This window comes from Devosia sp. (assembly GCF_017744655.1).
In the GTDB taxonomy this organism is placed as follows: domain Bacteria; phylum Pseudomonadota; class Alphaproteobacteria; order Rhizobiales; family Devosiaceae; genus Devosia.
This window is the reverse complement of the sequence record NZ_JAGIAW010000004.1, coordinates 80,923-97,402: the sequence shown is the minus strand read 5'-3', so window position 1 is coordinate 97,402 and position 16,480 is coordinate 80,923. Positions and strand designations below refer to the sequence as shown.

Sequence of the window (16,480 nt, the reverse complement as noted above, 5' to 3'; positions counted from 1 at the left end):
TTGCTTTACATCAGGTCGCGCGGGAAGGACTGATCCCAGTTCCGCTCGGCCCGCAAGAGCCCGTTCTCTTCCACCGACAGTTCGCCGGTTAGGTAGAAAGTGTCGCGGTCGGAACGCATCCTCGTGACGCTGTCGATACGGATGCGCCAGCCGTCTCGGCCCATCTCATAGCTCTGTGTAAGCACATACTCCGCCGAGGTCGGATCGTTGTCTGCAATGGTCAGCTCGCGCTTCAGGCTGTGGCTGAGTTCGGTACCGATATCGTCGAAGCGCAAGATGCCTTCGCCGAAGAGACCGCCAATACCTTCGGTGACATAGGTCGTGGTTCCAGCGACGTGGTCTTGGCTGGAGTAGCGGCGCACTGTGCCCGGATCGAGCTGGGTGATCGGCGTTGCCGGACCGTGCGCGGGCGGCGGCAACTGTACCGCGCCAGCATCGGCCTTGCGCACCGGGAGGGACAGCGAGCTGTTCGCCGTGTCGACCGTCAGCGTCGCCAGTTCCGGCGATGGCCAGACCATCGGCCAATAGGACGTGCCGATGGCAATGCGGATGGCATGGCCGGCCGCAAAGCGATGTCCGCAATCGTTGAGTTTGAGCGTCACGTCGTAGAACTGGCCCGGCACCAGTGCTGCCGGCTGCTCATGGCTGTCGCGATGCGTCAGGTTGAGCACCTGATAGCTGACACGGGTCACGGTGCCATCGGGCCGCACATCCGAGAGACGGACGGAAACCTGCGCGACTGGCTTGTCCGAAGCCACACGGAGTTTCAGCACCGGCGCGCCGAGGACGTCAAAACTCTCTGTCTGCACAAGGGAGTCAAAGACGAGAGCGCTGCCGTCATCGAGACGCTGGTCGGTCGGGTGTTCGCCGACGCAGCCGGTACCCATCCATTCGCCGCCGGCCTTGCCATGGCTCTGCGGTGAGCAAATGGGCAGCATGCCGGCAGGCGAACTACCAGTATGAAGGCCATGGTCACCGCCGAGCTGGAAAAGTTTCGGGGCAATGGACGCAGACGGCCAGTTCGCCTCCCCGACCCAGCGACCGGGTGCATCGGTGCGGGTGCCGGTGGGGGCGACACTGTCATTGATATAGGCGCGAAGATCCGGCTCGTTCATGACGCCGGTGTCCTTGCCCTTGAGCCAATGGTCCCACCAGCGCACGGCTTCCTGAAGGAAGCCGATGGCCGGACCGGGAACACCGTCCTGCGGATAGATATGGCCCCATGGGCCAATGATAGCCTTGCGCGGCGTCTTGAGTCCTTCGAGCAGACGCGGCACGGCATTGGTATAGCTATCGGCCCAGCCACCAATGGCGAGCACGGGCACTTCGATATCGGAAAAATCCTCGCAGACCGAACCGTGCTTCCAATAGCCGTCGTACCGCTGGTGTTCGAGCCAGAGCGCCGGGAAGAACGGCATGTCTTCCACGCGTTTCAGCCAAGCCTCGCGCCAGCCTTCGCCGACAATCTCAGGGTCGAGCGGGCGGGCCTGATAGGCCAGCATGATCGTACCCCACCAGAGATTATCATTGAGCAGCAGGCCGCCCATATAGTGGATATCGTCGGTATAGCGGTTGTCGGTCGAGTAGGCCGTGATGATGGCTTTCAGCGCCGGCGGCCGACGCGCAGCGACCTGCAACCCGTTAAAGCCGCCCCAGCTCTTGCCCATCATGCCGACATTGCCGTCGCACCAGGGCTGCGCGGCAATCCAGGCAATGACTTCGAGCGCGTCATCCTGCTCCTGCTTCAGATACTCGTCGGCCATGTGGCCGTCACTCTCGCCCGTGCCGCGCATGTCGACGCGGATGGCTGCATAGCCATTTTCGGCAAAGAAGCCGTGCATGGGCTCGTCGCGGCCGCGCGTCCCGTCGCGCTTGCGATAGGGGATGTATTCGAGGATCGCCGGGACTTTTGCATCGTCCTCGGGCAGGAACAGCCGCGCGCCGAGGCGCGTGCCGTCGCTCATGGGAATCCAGATATGTTCGGTGATACGGATCGACATGGGATAGTCCAGTTCTAGGCGGTCGCCTGCTGGCGCTTGGCCAGCACGGTATCGAGCCAGTCGCGGCGCAGTTCGGGCACCGAGGTCACCAGCTCTTCGGTATAGGGGTGGAATGGCGGCTGGAAGATTTCCACCGTCGGCCCCTGCTCCACGATCTTGCCGCGCTGCATGACGAGCGTGCGGTCGGCCAGGCGCCGAACGACGCCGAGATCATGGGTGATGAAGAGGTAGGACAGACCCAGTTCCTGCTGCAGGCTTTTGAGCAGTTTGAGGATGTCTTCCGCCACCAGCGGATCGAGCGCCGACGTGACCTCGTCGCAGATGATGAGGTCGGGCTTTGCGGCGAGTGCACGGGCAATGCAGACACGCTGCTTCTGGCCGCCCGAGAGCGCACCCGGCAGGCGCGTCGCAAAATCCTGCGGCAGGCCGATGAGATCGAGGAGCCGCGCGACTTCCTTCTGCTTGGGCACATCATGCATGCCGAAGTAGAATTTCATCGGCCGCCCGATAATTTCGCCCACCGTCTGACGCGGATTGAGCGCCACGTCGGGCAACTGATAGACAAGCTGAATACGCCGCAATTCCTCGCGGCTGCGGTTCTTGTAGGAGCGGTCGAGCCGCCGCCCATCAAAGCTGATCATACCGGCCGACGTCGGCAGGAGACCTGCAATGGCGCGGGCCAGGGTCGACTTGCCCGAACCGGATTCACCAACCACTGCCAGCGTTTCACCCCGGCGCAGATTGCACGAGATGTCGTCGAGCACCGGCGTCTTGCCATAGTAGGCGTGCACGCCGCTGACATCGAGCAGCACGTCGCCGATCTGGCGGTTCGCAGTCTCGCCAACAAGATTACCCTGCCGCTCGGCAACGAGCATGCGGGTATATTCCTCGCGCGGGGCCTCGAGTACCTGCTCGGCAGTCCCCTCTTCGACCATCTTGCCGTGACGCAGCACCATGATGCGATTGGCGATCTGGGCCACGACTGCAAGGTCATGGGTGATGTAAAGGGCCGATGTGTTGTAGCGCTGGATCAGGCTACGCAGCAGAGCCAGCACCTCGATCTGCGTCGTCACGTCGAGCGCCGTGGTCGGCTCGTCGAGGACGATGATATCGGGGCGGCAGGACATGGCCATGGCGACCATGGCGCGCTGCAGCTGGCCACCGGACACCTGATGCGGATAGCGATCCCCAAAACTTTCGGGGTTCGGCAGCTGCAGGGTTTTCAGCAGCTCCAGCTTCCAGGCTTCCGCCTCGGGCCGCGTCATCTTGCCGTGGTAGAGCGCGCCCTCGACGATCTGCTCGCCGATGCGGATGGCCGGATTGAAAGCCGCTGCGGCCGATTGCGCCACATAGGCAATCCGTGCACCGCGCATGTTTTCGCGGGTCGCGCGATTGCCTTCCATCAGCGACGTGCCGCCAATGTTGATAGTGCCGCCAACAATGCGGCAGCCGCCACGGCCATAGCCCATGGCCGCAAGTCCGATGGTCGACTTGCCGGCGCCGGATTCACCGATCAGCCCCAGCACTTCGCCGGGCGCGAGATCGAGATCGATCCCATCGACCAGGAGATTGCCATTGGGCGCCGCGACTTTCAGGCCGCGAATAGTGAGAACATTGCTCATCGATCGGCTCCCTGTGTTGCAGCACCGGAATTGAGCAGCCAGTCGACCACGAGATTGACCCCGATGGTCAGCAGCGCAATCGCGGCAGCCGGGAAGAGCGGCGCATAGAGGCCGTAGAGAATTGCCTGCTGGTTGTCCTTCACCATGCCACCCCAATCCGCAAAGGGAGGCTGGATGCCGAGGCCGAGGAAGGAAAGGCCGGCGACAAAGAGGAAGGTAAAGCAGAAGCGCATGCCGAATTCAGCAATCAGCGGCGGCAGCGCATTGGGCAGGATTTCGCGGGTGATCAACCAGCCAAGGCTCTCACCACGCAGACGCGCGGTTTCGGCATATTCAAGCACCGAAATACCCTGCGCCACGACACGGGCCAGACGGAACACGCGGGTGCTATCGAGAAGAGCGATAGTGAAGATCAGCACCGGCACCGATGAGCCCAGCGCCTGCAGCACCACCAGCGCCGAAATCAGCACCGGAATGCACATGACGGTGTCGACGATACGCGACAGCACGGTATCGACCCAGCCACCAAACAGCGCCGCCACGAACCCCAGCGGAATGCCGATGGAAAACGAAATCAGCGACGCGGCCAGCGACACACCGATAGACATCTGTGCCCCGGCCAGAAGCCGCGAGAACATGTCGCGGCCATTCTGGTCGAGACCGAACCAGAACTGGCTCGACGGCGGATCGAAGGGCGCGCCGACGATCTCGTTCATGCCATAGGGCGCCAGCATGGGTCCAAAAACGAAGACCAGAAGGTTGAGCGTCACGATGGTGAGCCCGAGCCAGGCGGAAATGGGAATTGCCTTAAGCTTGCTGGTCATCGCGGATGCCTCAGACGGGGATTGAGGGCGATGGCGGCGATATCGGCAACGGAATTGAGGATGACATAGGCCGCCCCGAAAACCATGGCCGCAGCCTGCACCAGCGGCAGGTCGCGCTTGGCGACGGCATCGACCATGAAGCGCCCGAGCCCGTTATAATTGAAGATCGCTTCGACGAGCACGACGCCGGTGATGAGATAGGCGATGTTGAACGCCACCACATTGACGATGGGCGCAGCAGCATTGGGCAGCGCATGGCGGAGAACGACGCGCTTGGTCCTCAGACCTTTCAGGAACGCGGTTTCCACATAGGCCTGATCCATGACCGACAGCACAGCCGTGCGTGTCATGCGCATCATCTGCGCGACGGTGACGAGCACCAGGGTCAAAGCCGGCAGGGTCGTTGCCCGCAGCCAATCGCCAAAGTTCATGCCCGAATAGGTATCGGCAAGGCTCGGGAGCAGGTTGAACTGCACCGACAGGAACAGAATGAGCAGCAGCCCGAGGAAATATTCGGGCAGCGACACGAAGGCCAGCGCCACGATGTTGATGCCACGGTCGAACATGCCGCCGCGACGCACGGCCGCGGCGAGGCCCAGCAGAACGGCAATCGGCACAGAAACGATGGCCGCATAGGCGGCGAGCGCCATTGTATTGCCGAAACGCGGCCAGAGGAGATCTGCAACGGGCTGACGATTGGCGAGCGACATGCCGAGATCGCCGGTCACGAAACCATGAAGCCAGGTCAGGTAACGCTGCCAGGCGGGAAGATCGAGGCCGAGATCCTGTCGGAGAGCAGCCAGCGATTGCGGCGTTGCATTCTGTCCGAGAATTGCCGAGGCGACGTCGCCCGGCAGGAGCTGAGTGCCCGCGAAAATCAACGCGGACACCAGCAGGAGCGTCAGGATCCCAAGCGCGACACGCTTAAGGATAAGTTGGATCATTATGCTTCGAGCCAGACCTTTTCAGCGAGGCGCGCGCCCATGAAGTTGAACATCGGATGGGTGGTCACGCCGCCAAGCTTTGTCGAGACGGCGTCGAGATAGTCGCCGAACATCGGGATCATTGCACCACCGTCATCGGAAATCATCTGCTGGAGTTCAGCGTAGATTTCCTTGCGCTTGGCATTGTCGAGCAGCGCACGCGCTTCGATGAGCTTGGCGTCGAACGCCTCGTTCTTCCAGTGCGTATCGTTCTGTGCCGAAGTCGAGGAGTAAGCAATGGTAAGCATCTGGTCAGCCGTCGGACGGCCGCCCCAATAGCCCATCGAGAACGGCGCCTTCATCCACACGTTCGACCAGTAGCCATCGCTCGGTTCGCGCTTGATCGAAAGCGTGATGCCGGAAGCCGCAGCCGTGCCCTGGAAGATAGCGGCAGCGTCAACAGCACCCGAGAAGGCCGCGTCCGAAGCCGACAGCTCGATATTGAGCGCGTCGAGACCGGCTTCCTTGAGGTAGAACTTGGACTTTTCCGGATCATAGGCGCGCTGCGGCAGGTCGGCGGCATAGAACGGGTCGGTCACCGGGATCGGGTGATCGTTGCCGAGCTTGCCGTAGCCGCGCAGAGCGGTCGTTAGCAACTGCTCGCGATCGATCGCGTACTTGATGGCCATGCGGACATTGTTGTCGGCATAGACGCTCTGGGTGCAATCCATCAGGAAAGTGAAGTGCTGGCCACCGGCCGACTGCACCACTTCAAGGTTCGGATTGCGCTTGAGGAGATCGACGGTCTTGAAATCGAGCTGGTTGATGGCGTGCACCTGGCCGCTCATCATCGCATTGGTACGGGCAGCAATGTCGTTGATGACGATGACTTCGACCGCATCGACCCAAGCGGTATTGGGCTTCCAGTAGCTTTCGTTACGGGTGAAGCGCGCACGTACGCCCGGCTCATAGCTTTCGAGCACGAAGGGACCGGTGCCGATCGGCTTGGTCCAGTCTTCGAAGCCTTCGGGCACGATGAGGAAGTGATAGTCGGAGAGAATGTAGGGAAGATCGGCATTGCCGCTGTCGAGCACGATCTTGATCTCGGTGTCCGAAACCTTGACCACGTCGGTAAACTGGCCGGCCGTCGAGCGCGCTGCCGAGGTCGAAGCCTCGCCGCGGTGCAGGTTCAGCGAATAGAGGATGTCTTCGGCGGTCAGCGCCTTGCCATTGTGGAAGGTGACGCCTTGACGGATCTTGAAAGTCCATTCCTTGGCATCGGCCGACGGCTCCCAGCTTTCGAACAGCTCGGGCTGGACCATGTTGTCCTTGTCGATTTCGACGAGACCGTTGAAGGTCATGTAGGCCTGGTTGACGGGCACCCAGTCGTTGAGAACGCGCACGTCGAAATTGTCTGTGGTGGAACCGCCGCCGATGCCAAGCTTCAAGACGCCGCCGCGCTTGGGCGTCGCTTCCTGCGCGAATGCGGACGGCACGATCAAGCCGCTGGCGAGAGTTGTGAGACCGAGCCCTGCTGCACCAGCGATGAACTGGCGGCGGCTCAGGTCGAATGACGACTTGTTCTGCGACATATTCCTACCTTGCTTATTTTTGCTTACCGCGCGTCCGCAAGGGCAGCGGAGGCGGTCCCCATGGCCGGAATACTAGTGGGCAAATGATGGCATCAGGCATGATTTAAAATCATACCCCTATCAGAATCCGGCGTGCATGGTTTGATTGGTATCGAGGCTAGATGGCGTTCTGTTTGGGGAGGACAGCGCAACGCAAATCAGCGCGACTTCCCGGTTTCATAAAAGGTAATGCAGCGCCGCCCCTGGCGCGTTTAGGAGCATTTTGAGATGGAGCTTGCGACTGGCGTAGGTCTCATCGGCGCAGTAGCCTACCTGGCAGGCTATGCCTTGATTCAGATGCGCGTGCTCACAATCGATGACGGCCGCTATGCAGCACTCAACGTCCTCGGGGGCGTGGCCCTGATATACTCACTGATGTGGAATTTCAACCTTGGGTCTTTCCTGACCCAGGCTGCCTGGCTGGTTTTCACCGTCGTCGGCTATGCCCATAGCCGTCATCAGCGCCGCAAGAATGCCGCCAAACCAGCTGTCATTCAGGATGCCGCCAACGATCCGGAACCGCCGGCCGCGGCCGCCTAATCAACTGTCATGTTGACATTGTGCGCGATCAGCCAATCGCTGACTTCGCGCACAATCTTGCGCTGATGCCGGTCCGCCGGACGCATCAGATAGAACCGCCCTTCCGACTGCATCATATGTTCGTGCACAGGCACCAGAATGCCGGCATCCAACTGTTCGCGGATCAGCCAGGTCCAGCCGAGCACATAGCCCCCGCCCTGCATCGCAGCAGCAACGCAAAGCCCATAGTCGCCCAAGAGCCAGCGCCTTTGCCCTTCTGGCGGCATCAACCCGGCGCTGCGCCACCAATGCGGCCAATCCTGCCATTCGCGCATCGTATCCTCGATGCCGATGATGACTGGATCGGGCACATCCAATAGCGGAGGCAGGCCCGGCGCGGCGACCGGCACGATTTCTTCGCGCCCGAGCACGATCAGGTTGACCCCGGCCGGCCGTTCGCTGCGATAGAACACCGCCAGATCGAATTCGTCGAGGCGCAGGTGCACGATGTCATCGGTCACCTTGAGTCGCAGTTCGAGCCCAGGAATTTCCTGTTGCATGCGCGTGAGGCGCGGCATGAACCACTGGTCGGCAATGCCGCGGGAGCAGGCAATGGTGATCTGGCGCGGACCGGCCCAGCTCCGCACCCCCTCCGTCACCGCCGCCACTTCTCCGAGCACGCGCGAAATGTCGGCGGCATAAGCCTCGCCAATCTGGGTGAGGTGCACGCCGTGCACAGCGCGGGTGAAGAGCTTTGAGCCGATAAAGGCCTCGAGCTTGCTGATCTGCCGGCTGACCGCGCTCTGCGTCAGCCCAAGTTCGAGGCCCGCCCGCGAAAAACTGCCAAGGCGCGAAGCCGCCTCGAAAACGACAAGCGCATTGAGCGGCGGCAATTTCTGCAATTTGGCCATGGTGAACTTCGACGCGCCGATGACCGGCCCATGCTTCGCCATAGCTCAGCGCAAGCCCGTGCGCATCTTAATTCGCGATACCAGTCGACTAGACGGCCGAAACCTTCGCCACCTGCTCCACTTCGGCCACTGGCACCGTGCGCAGCGTCGGGGCGGTCTCCGCATCGAGCCCGATGGCGAGGCGCACATAGCGATCGGTCGGGCATATCTGCGCGTGGGGATCAAACCCTACCCAGCCAAGGCCTTCGTCAAAGGCCTCGGCCCAGGCGTGCAGCCCATCTTCGCCATCGGCAACTCGATAGCCGACGACATAGCGAGCCGGAATATCGAGCGCCCGCGCCGCGCCAATGAAGAGGTGCGCATAGTCGGCGGCCGCCGGCCGCTGTTCGCTGGCTTCACCGGTGTCTTGCACCTGCGTTTGCCCGCCATCCGCCTGCATCTGCCGCGGCACTTTCGGCTCTTCGGGCAAGCCCAGCTCTTCACCGACCCGGGCCATCAGCGCGTGGCAAATGCTCAGTCGGTTGTCCTTGCTGTGGCGGAATGGCTCATAAAGCGCCTCCGGCGCTTTGGCCGCAGCCGTGAACCGCCGATAGAGCGCCGGCACCGGCTCGCCGCTCGGTCGCCCCAACACGCCATGCGTATCGCGCGTCGTCACCTCGCCGCGCACATGGATGGTGATTTCACCCTCTGGCCGCAACTGGTTGACCAGATGCGCCGCATTGCCAAAGCCGTCGGTGAAACGCCCAGCATTGCCGATACCCGGCCCCTCGACACTCCAGCTTTCGACCGTCTGCGTCGGCCCGCTTGGCGGCGTCAGCAGCAGGTGGAACACGGCCTGGCCCGTGCCTTCCGGCAGGGTCAGGCTCAATCGATGGTCAATGGCAATGCGCATGGAGAAGGCTCAGTAGAAATTGTAGCTGGCCGACAAGGTGTCGGTCACCCGGTTATTGCCGTCAATGAAGTCATTGAGGAAGTCGTGGAGGCCTCGGGCAAAGATCTGGTCCATGTTCGTGCCCTCGACGAGCTTCAACAGATCATCCATCGCGTCATGACACGCCTCGCGCCGCCCATAGAGTTTTGCGAGGAGGTTGAGATTGTCACGCACGAAGTGCGCGCAATAGACCAGCGAGCGCGGCATCTCCGTCCGAAGGATCAGGAAGTCGGCAATGTTATGGGCCTTGTAGCGGTCATGATAGACGTGACCATAGGACCGATGCGCCGAAGCCGCGCGCAGGATCAGCGTCCACTGCTGGATGTCGATCTCGCCACCAACGAGGCTCGAACGCGGCAGCAGCACATAGTATTTCATGTCGAGAATGCGCGCCGTATTGTCGGCCCTCTCGACGAAATTGCCCGCCTGAAGAAAAGCAAAGCCATCGTCACGCAAGATGGTCCCAAGCAGCGCCCCGCGGAATTCATGGCTGCGCTGCCGCACCCATTGCAAAAGTCCCAGGAGTTTCGCCCCGCGCACATCGCGCGGCTTGATCTGCGAGAATTCGAGCCAAGCCCCGTTCATGCTCTCCCACATATCCGTGGTGATCGCGGTGCGGACCGAACGCGCATTGGTGCGAGCGGCTTGGAGGCACGAATAGACCGACGAGGGATTGGTCGGATCGAACATCATGAAATAGGCGACGGTGTCGACATCGGCGACCTCGTGCCTTTCGGCAAAAGCCTCATCCATTTCCGCTGCCTTCAGCATGGAAACGAGATGCTCGCTCGCCCCGCCCTCTCGGCGGCTGGTGAGCGACATGCGGTAGCCGACCTCAAGCAGGCGCGCCATGTTCTCGGCGCGCTCCACATAGCGTGAAAGCCAGAAAAGGTTTTGTGCGGTACGTCCCAGCATTCTCATGACTAGTCTTCCAGCACCCAGGTATCCTTGGTCCCGCCGCCCTGCGACGAGTTCACCACCAAAGATCCCTTCTTCAACGCCACGCGCGTCAGCCCGCCGGGCGTGATCCGCACCTCATCGCCCACCAGCACATAGGGCCGCAAATCGACGTGCCGCGGCGCGACATCGTTGTTGATATGCGTGGGACAGGTCGAGAGCGACAGCGTCGGCTGCACGATGTAATTATCCGGCCGCGCGATGATCTTCTTCCTGAATTCCTCGTGCTGCGCCTTGGTCGAGGTCGGCCCGACCATCATGCCATAGCCGCCCGAACCATGGACTTCCTTGACCACGAGCTCCGCAATGTTTTCGAGCACCCAAGCGCGCTGGTCCACGTCAGTACAGTTATAGGTCGGCACGTTATTCAGCAGCGCCTTCTCGCCGAGATAGAATTCAATGATTTCAGGTACATAGGTGTAAACGGCCTTGTCGTCGGCAATGCCGGTTCCCGGCGCATTGACCAGCGTGACATTTCCCGCCCGATAGGCATCGAAAATACCAGGCACGCCCAGCATGGAATCCGGCCTGAAGGTCAGGGGATCAAGATAGTCGTCGTCGATGCGGCGATAGATGACATCGACGCGCTCCGGTCCCGTCGTCGTCCGCATATAGACCTTGCCGCCATCGACGAAGAGGTCCTGCCCCTCGCAAAGCTGCGCGCCCATCTGGTCGGCGAGGAACGAGTGTTCAAAGTATGCCGAGTTATAGATTCCAGGTGTTAGCACCGCGATGACCGGATTGCGCCCAGCCCCCGCCGGCGCCACGCTTTCGAGCGTCCGCCTGAGGTTTTCGGGATAGGTTTCCACCGGCGCGACCTTGCTGCGCTGGAACAGGTCCGGCGCCAGCATCATCATCGCCTCGCGGTCTTCCAGCATATAGGAGACGCCCGACGGCGTGCGGAGATTATCCTCCAGCACATAGAATTCGTCCGGCCCCACCCGCACGATATCGACGCCGATAATGTGCGCATAGACGCCCCGCGCCGGCTCCAGCCCCATCATCTGCGGACAGAAGGCCGCATTGTTGAGAATGAGCTTCTCCGGAATGCGCCCCGCCTTCAAAATCTCCTGACGGTGATAGATGTCATAGAGGAAGGCATTGAGCGCCTTGACCCGCTGCTCGATCCCCCGCGACAGCTTGCGCCACTCATTGGCGGCAATGATGCGCGGAATGACATCGAAGGGAATGACCTTCTCGGTGCCTTCTTCCGAACCATAGACGGCAAAGGTGATGCCGAGCTTGCGGAAGATCGCCTCCGCGTCGGCCTGCATCAGCGCCAGCCCCTTTTCGGGCTGTTCCGCCAGCCATTCGCTGAGGGCGCGGTAAGGTTCGCGGACAGATCCATCCGCATTGTACATTTCGTCAAACGGCGTGTTTTCGCCCATTACTCTTCGCAGGTTTGATACGGCTTTCCCATCGCCAAACCATTGCTACACAATTGGCCGCTGCCGTCCAGACGATCAAAGCCGCCGCTTGCCGCTTTTTAGTGCAGGTCAGCCTTGCGCAAAGCCCGCACAAAATGCTCTCATTCGCGCGGGACGATTTGTGCTCATCCCGCCTTGCCTCCTTGGCCTCAGTCGTTAGTCTCTCAGGCCAAGAGAGGAACTTCCCATGACCATCGAGATTCTGCAGACCGGGCCCCTGCTAGCCTCCTGCGAAAAGGCCCTGGCCGAGCGCTACACCGTCCACAAGCTGCATGAGATTGCCGACAAGGATGGCTGGCTCGCCGAAAATGGCGCTCGCATCCGAGCCCATGCCGGCTCGGGCGTGCAAAAACCGCTGATGGAAAAGCTGCCCAATCTCGAAATCATCGCCAGCTTTGGCGTCGGCTACGACAATATCGATACCGCCACCGCCAAGACGCGAAACATCCGCGTCACCAATACGCCCGACGTGCTCAATGATGCCGTCGCCGAAATCACCATCGGCCTGATGATTTCCCTCGCTCGCCGCATTCCGCAGGGCGACCAGTTCGTGCGCCAGGGCAAGTGGCCGGGCAACAGCTTTGGTCTTTTTTCCGAACTGACCGGCAAGACCGTCGGCATTCTCGGCCTCGGCCGCATCGGCAAGGAAATCGCCACCCGCGCTCAGGCCATGAAGATGCGCGTCGTCTATTACGGCCGCCACCAGCAGCCCTCCGTGCCTTATGTCTACTACAACAATCTAGAAGACATGGCCCGCGACAGCGATTGGCTCGTCATCATCGCCCCGGGCGGCAAGGGAACTGAGGGCATCGTCTCTAGAAAGGTTCTCGAAGCCCTCGGCCCCAAGGGCATGCTGGTCAACGTCGCCCGCGGCACACTGATCGACGAGCCTGCCATGGTCGACCTCCTGCAGAATGGCGGCCTCGGCGGCGCAGCATTGGACGTGTTCGAGAAAGAACCGCAGGTCCCCGAGGCCTTGCTCGGCCTCGACAATGTCGTCCTCTCTCCCCACCAGGGCAGCGCGACCAACCAGACCCGTGACGCCATGGGCGCCTTGCTGGTGGCCAATCTCGAACGCCATTTTGCCGGCGAACCGCTGATCTCGGCGGTGGTCTGATACCGGCCCTGCGCTCCCCGCTAGTGGAGCGCAGTACTACTGCGCCAAAAACGCCTTGGCGTAGTCGGTGACCGGCTTTAGCCCCTTCTGAACCATGTCGTAATGTGTGGTTCCGGGAATGATGGCCAACTGGTTGACGGTGGGGCGCAAGGCGCCATCGTAGCGGGCATCCCGCGTACCGCCGCCGAACAGGCGATACATTTCGGCGATATGCTCGGGATACATCATGTCGGCATCGGCGAAGATCAGAAGGGTCGGCGCCTTGATGTTTTTGACATCTGCACTCCAGTCAAATTCGCCCTGGTTCATCTCCCCGGTCTTGCGCATGATCGCTTCCCAATCGGCATCGGGATAAAGCTCCGCGAGCGGAGACTCCGCCAGTTGCGCGCCAATCGCCGGGGCCATGGACGGCATTTCCTTGAATGCCGTCAGCACCTCTGGATAATTTCCGCTGCTTTTGACGTTCATACCGATCACGATCAGCTTTCGGACCCGCTTCGGATGGCGGAGCGCCGTTTGCAGCGCCACGCCGCCACCCAGCGACCACCCCATGACGTCGACCTTCTCAAACCCCAGCGCGTCAAGAACCGCGTCGACATCGTCGGCCATCTGCTCGGTGGTCCAGGGCGTTGCCGCGTCGGAACTGAACCCATGCCCACGCATGTGGATGGCGATGACCTGATGATCTTCAGCCATGGCGGCAAGCGGCGCACCGAAAAAGTCCGCTGGATTGACGCCACCATGCAGCATGACCAGCGGCGACCCTTCGCCGTGAATTTCGTAATAGATCTCGACCCCATTGACCGAAACACGGTCTGACTTGCTCGGCACGCTCATCAACACATCTCCTTGGGCAAAGCTAGGGATAGCCACAACGAGGGCAGCAGCCAGAACCAGGCCCGCTATCACCCGCTTCAACATGACCAATCTCATTCCAGATTCTCCTGCACCATCTCGCCCGCGGCGTGAATGCAGACGATTTCCAGTCGATCGGGCCCCATATTGGTGAACTTGTGCGGCACATTGGCTGGCGCGATGGCGATGTCACCGGCCGTCAGCTCAAATGTCTCCTCCCCGGCCACGACCAGCGCCTTGCCGCGCTTGACGATCCAGGTCTCGGGATAAGGATGGACATGCAGAGCCGGCCCCTGCCCTGGCTCATTGTCGACCGAGAAAAACGAAATCGGCGTACCGTAGCTGCCGCCTTCAAAACGAATGGTACGGCTGGGCGACGCCGGCCGATCCGCAGCGCGCAAAACATAGGTCATGGTCTGTCTCCTCTTCTCATCACAACGACGAACGGGAGAGCCGCGTTTCGACAGCCTAAAGCGCGGTCACGTAAATCCCGTGCCAGACGCCGCCGACCTCGACATTTTCGGCAAGCCGCCAGCTGTCACGTTCGAACAGGTCTCGCGCCTCCGCCGTCAACGCATGAAGCCGCGCAAAACCAAGCCTCCGCGCTTCCGTCTTGGCCCGGTTGACCAGCGCCAGCCCCACGCCCTGCCGCCGCAGGTTTGGCTCCACCAGCAATCCACCCAGCCACGGCGAGCGCTCGGTTAGCCCACCGGAACTCAAGGTCAGCGCGCAAGTCCCCGCCAGCTTGCCACCGACGAAAGCGACAATTCCCAGCGGCAGCCGGTTCCGCTCCCGACGCTCGGTCAAGTCCGCCCGCGCCGAAGCCCCGCGCGGATTGTACCAATCGGCCCATTCGCTTTCGAAGAGATCGACGAGATCGCTCAACACCTCATCATGGTCGATCAGCAGGCCGGTGGTGATATCGCTCATAAGCCCTCCAGGCATGTCCGCCTTGCACCAAACGGCGTGAGACGCCGATTAACAGTTTCGCCAGAACCCGATAGCTTCAAGCTGATTTGGCCCCATGGCCCGACGAGGAGCAAGACAATGACCGAGTGGTGGCGCGGCGGAGTGATCTATCAGGTCTATCCGCGTTCGTTTCAGGACAGCAATGGCGACGGCATCGGCGACCTGCCGGGGATCATCGACCGGCTCGACCACATTGCCAGCCTCGGCGTCGACTGCATCTGGCTTTCGCCCATCACCCAATCGCCCCAGGCCGATATGGGCTATGACGTCTCTGAATATATGCAGGTCGATCCGCTTTTCGGCTCCCTGCAGGATTTTGACCAGCTGATGGAGCGGGCCCATGCGCTGGGCCTCAAAGTCATCATGGACCAGGTCGTCAGCCATACGTCCGACCAACACCCCTGGTTCCGCGAATCCTGTTTCTCCCGCGATAACGCCAAGGCAGACTGGTATGTCTGGGCCGATGCCAAGCCCGATGGCTCCCCGCCGAACAACTGGCTCTCCGTCTTCGGCGGTTCCGCCTGGGAATGGCACACCTCGCGAAAACAATACTACCTCCACAACTTCCTGACCTCGCAGCCGGACCTCAATTTCCACAATCCGGCCGTCCAGGAAGCCGTCCTTGAAGTCATGCGCTTCTGGCTCGATCGCGGTCTCGATGGCTTCCGCCTCGACACGGTCAATTACTATTTCCACGATGCGCAACTGCGCTCGAATCCGCCGCTGAAATCCCTCAAAGGCAAGCCGGCGGTGAACCCCTACGACATGCAGAGCCACAAATATTCCAAAAGCCAGCCCGAAAATGTCGGCTGGCTCAAGCGCGTGCGCAAGATGATGGATGCCTATCCCGGCGCCACCACCGTCGGGGAAGTCGGCGACGACGAGCGCGGCCTTGAACTCATGAAGCAGTACACATCCGGCAAGGACCTGCTGCACATGTGCTATTCCTTCGATTTCCTCGGGCCCAAATTCAGCGCCGACCACTTCCGCTCAAAGGTCGCGCGTTTCTTCTCGGAAGACGAAACCGGCTGGCCCTGCTGGAGTTTTTCCAACCACGACGTCATCCGTCCCATGACCCGCTGGGCCAAGTTTAGTGCCTCACCGGCCGATCTGTCGCGCCAGGCCGCGGCCCTGGTCATGACGATAAAAGGCTCGGTCGGCCTCTATCAGGGCGAAGAACTGGGCCTGCCGGAAGCCGATATTCTCTATGAGGAACTGACCGATCCACGCGGCATTCGCTTCTGGCCGGAAGACAAGGGCCGCGACGGCTGCCGCACGCCGATGCCGTGGCAACATAACCTTGCCCATGGTGGCTTTTCGACCGCCACGCCCTGGCTGCCGGTGAAGGCAGCGCATCTGGCGCTCAGCGTCGACGCGCAAAATGCCGATCCGGATTCGACGCTGAATTTCTTCCGCAAATTCATCGCCTGGCGCAAGTCGCACCCGACCCTGCTGACCGGCTCTATCGACTTTTTCAAGACCGACGAACCCGTCCTCGCCTTCCGCCGCTCGGCCGGAAACAAGGATCTCATTTGCATCTTTAACCTCTCGGCCGAAGAGCGCGTGGTAGCGGTCAGCAAGACCGGAACAACGCTCGAACCCGTCAGTCACAATGCCAATCTCGAAGGCAAGGCGCTGACACTGGGGCCGAATGGCTTTGCCATCGTCGAAGCCCCAGCGGGCGAGGGAAAGGTTCGCTACAAGGCGGGCTGAAGAGAACGCCCAATCCACGGCCTCAGTAGCCCTCATGGTGAGGTGCGCAGCGAAGCGAAGCCTCGAACCACGGGGGCGTGG

Annotated in this window: 15 protein-coding genes; 3 read left to right on the top strand and 12 right to left on the bottom strand. The window is 61.3% G+C overall.

The annotated features are described in order from the left end of the window. Positions 1–5 precede the first annotated feature (5 nt). The 5 genes from J7557_RS09780 to J7557_RS09760 are packed head-to-tail and all read right to left on the bottom strand — an operon-like array spanning position 6 to position 6,961. Positions 6–2,000, bottom strand: coding sequence for a CocE/NonD family hydrolase (locus tag J7557_RS09780; protein WP_291419802.1), 1,995 nt, complete (start codon positions 1,998–2,000; stop codon positions 6–8). A gap of 14 nt (positions 2,001–2,014) precedes the next feature. Continuing rightward, a complete protein-coding gene (locus J7557_RS09775; protein ID WP_291419800.1) occupies positions 2,015–3,622 on the bottom strand; it encodes an ABC transporter ATP-binding protein in 1,608 nt (535 codons plus the stop codon). Then, positions 3,619–4,446: an ABC transporter permease gene (locus J7557_RS09770; RefSeq protein ID WP_291419798.1), complete on the bottom strand. Its 828-nt coding sequence runs from the start codon at positions 4,444–4,446 to the stop codon at positions 3,619–3,621. The genes J7557_RS09775 and J7557_RS09770 overlap by 4 nt, the downstream gene beginning before the upstream one ends. Next, the gene (locus J7557_RS09765) at positions 4,443–5,390 is read right to left on the bottom strand and encodes an ABC transporter permease (RefSeq protein WP_291419796.1); all 948 of its coding nucleotides are present in this window, start codon (positions 5,388–5,390) and stop codon (positions 4,443–4,445) included. The genes J7557_RS09770 and J7557_RS09765 overlap by 4 nt, the downstream gene beginning before the upstream one ends. Beyond that, positions 5,390–6,961: an ABC transporter substrate-binding protein gene (locus tag J7557_RS09760; protein ID WP_291419794.1), complete on the bottom strand. Its 1,572-nt coding sequence runs from the start codon at positions 6,959–6,961 to the stop codon at positions 5,390–5,392. Before J7557_RS09760 ends, J7557_RS09765 begins: the two co-directional genes overlap by 1 nt. Before the next feature lie 267 nt (positions 6,962–7,228). Between J7557_RS09760 and J7557_RS09755 the strand changes: the two genes are divergently transcribed. Next, positions 7,229–7,540 (top strand): cyclic nucleotide-binding protein, encoded by a 312-nt coding sequence (locus J7557_RS09755; RefSeq protein WP_291419792.1) that lies wholly within the window; start codon positions 7,229–7,231, stop codon positions 7,538–7,540. Here J7557_RS09755 and J7557_RS09750 read toward each other — a convergent pair. The 4 genes from J7557_RS09750 to J7557_RS09735 all read right to left on the bottom strand — a co-directional run bounded on the left by J7557_RS09750 (position 7,537) and on the right by J7557_RS09735 (position 11,706). Next, positions 7,537–8,430, bottom strand: coding sequence for a LysR substrate-binding domain-containing protein (locus tag J7557_RS09750; protein ID WP_291419790.1), 894 nt, complete (start codon positions 8,428–8,430; stop codon positions 7,537–7,539). The two genes, J7557_RS09755 and J7557_RS09750, sit on opposite strands and share 4 nt — an antisense overlap. 88 nt (positions 8,431–8,518) lie before the next feature. Continuing rightward, positions 8,519–9,322, bottom strand: coding sequence for a transglutaminase family protein (locus tag J7557_RS09745; RefSeq protein WP_291419788.1), 804 nt, complete (start codon positions 9,320–9,322; stop codon positions 8,519–8,521). Positions 9,323–9,331: 9 nt separating this feature from the next. Continuing rightward, positions 9,332–10,282 carry an alpha-E domain-containing protein gene (locus J7557_RS09740; protein ID WP_291419786.1) on the bottom strand — a complete coding sequence of 317 codons (951 nt, stop codon included), beginning with the start codon at positions 10,280–10,282 and terminating at the stop codon, positions 9,332–9,334. A gap of 2 nt (positions 10,283–10,284) precedes the next feature. After that, positions 10,285–11,706 (bottom strand): circularly permuted type 2 ATP-grasp protein, encoded by a 1,422-nt coding sequence (locus J7557_RS09735; RefSeq protein ID WP_291419784.1) that lies wholly within the window; start codon positions 11,704–11,706, stop codon positions 10,285–10,287. Between the two features lie 226 nt (positions 11,707–11,932). Between J7557_RS09735 and J7557_RS09730 the strand changes: the two genes are divergently transcribed. Beyond that, complete coding sequence (locus J7557_RS09730) at positions 11,933–12,862, top strand: 2-hydroxyacid dehydrogenase (protein ID WP_291419782.1); 930 nt, start codon at positions 11,933–11,935, stop codon at positions 12,860–12,862. 36 nt (positions 12,863–12,898) lie between these two features. On the opposite strand, the gene J7557_RS09725 is transcribed toward J7557_RS09730, so the two are convergent. Genes J7557_RS09725 through J7557_RS09715 form a run of 3 tightly spaced genes read right to left on the bottom strand, consistent with a single transcriptional unit; the run spans position 12,899 to position 14,647 of the window. Further along, positions 12,899–13,795, bottom strand: a complete 897-nt coding sequence (locus J7557_RS09725) for an alpha/beta hydrolase (protein WP_291419780.1) — start codon at positions 13,793–13,795, stop codon at positions 12,899–12,901. Further along, complete coding sequence (locus J7557_RS09720) at positions 13,792–14,130, bottom strand: cupin domain-containing protein (RefSeq protein WP_291419779.1); 339 nt, start codon at positions 14,128–14,130, stop codon at positions 13,792–13,794. Before J7557_RS09720 ends, J7557_RS09725 begins: the two co-directional genes overlap by 4 nt. 55 nt (positions 14,131–14,185) lie before the next feature. Further along, positions 14,186–14,647: a GNAT family N-acetyltransferase gene (locus tag J7557_RS09715; protein WP_291419777.1), complete on the bottom strand. Its 462-nt coding sequence runs from the start codon at positions 14,645–14,647 to the stop codon at positions 14,186–14,188. A gap of 117 nt (positions 14,648–14,764) precedes the next feature. On the opposite strand from J7557_RS09715, the gene J7557_RS09710 reads away from it, so the two are divergent. After that, the gene (locus tag J7557_RS09710) at positions 14,765–16,399 is read left to right on the top strand and encodes an alpha-glucosidase family protein (protein WP_291419775.1); all 1,635 of its coding nucleotides are present in this window, start codon (positions 14,765–14,767) and stop codon (positions 16,397–16,399) included. Positions 16,400–16,480 lie beyond the last annotated feature (81 nt).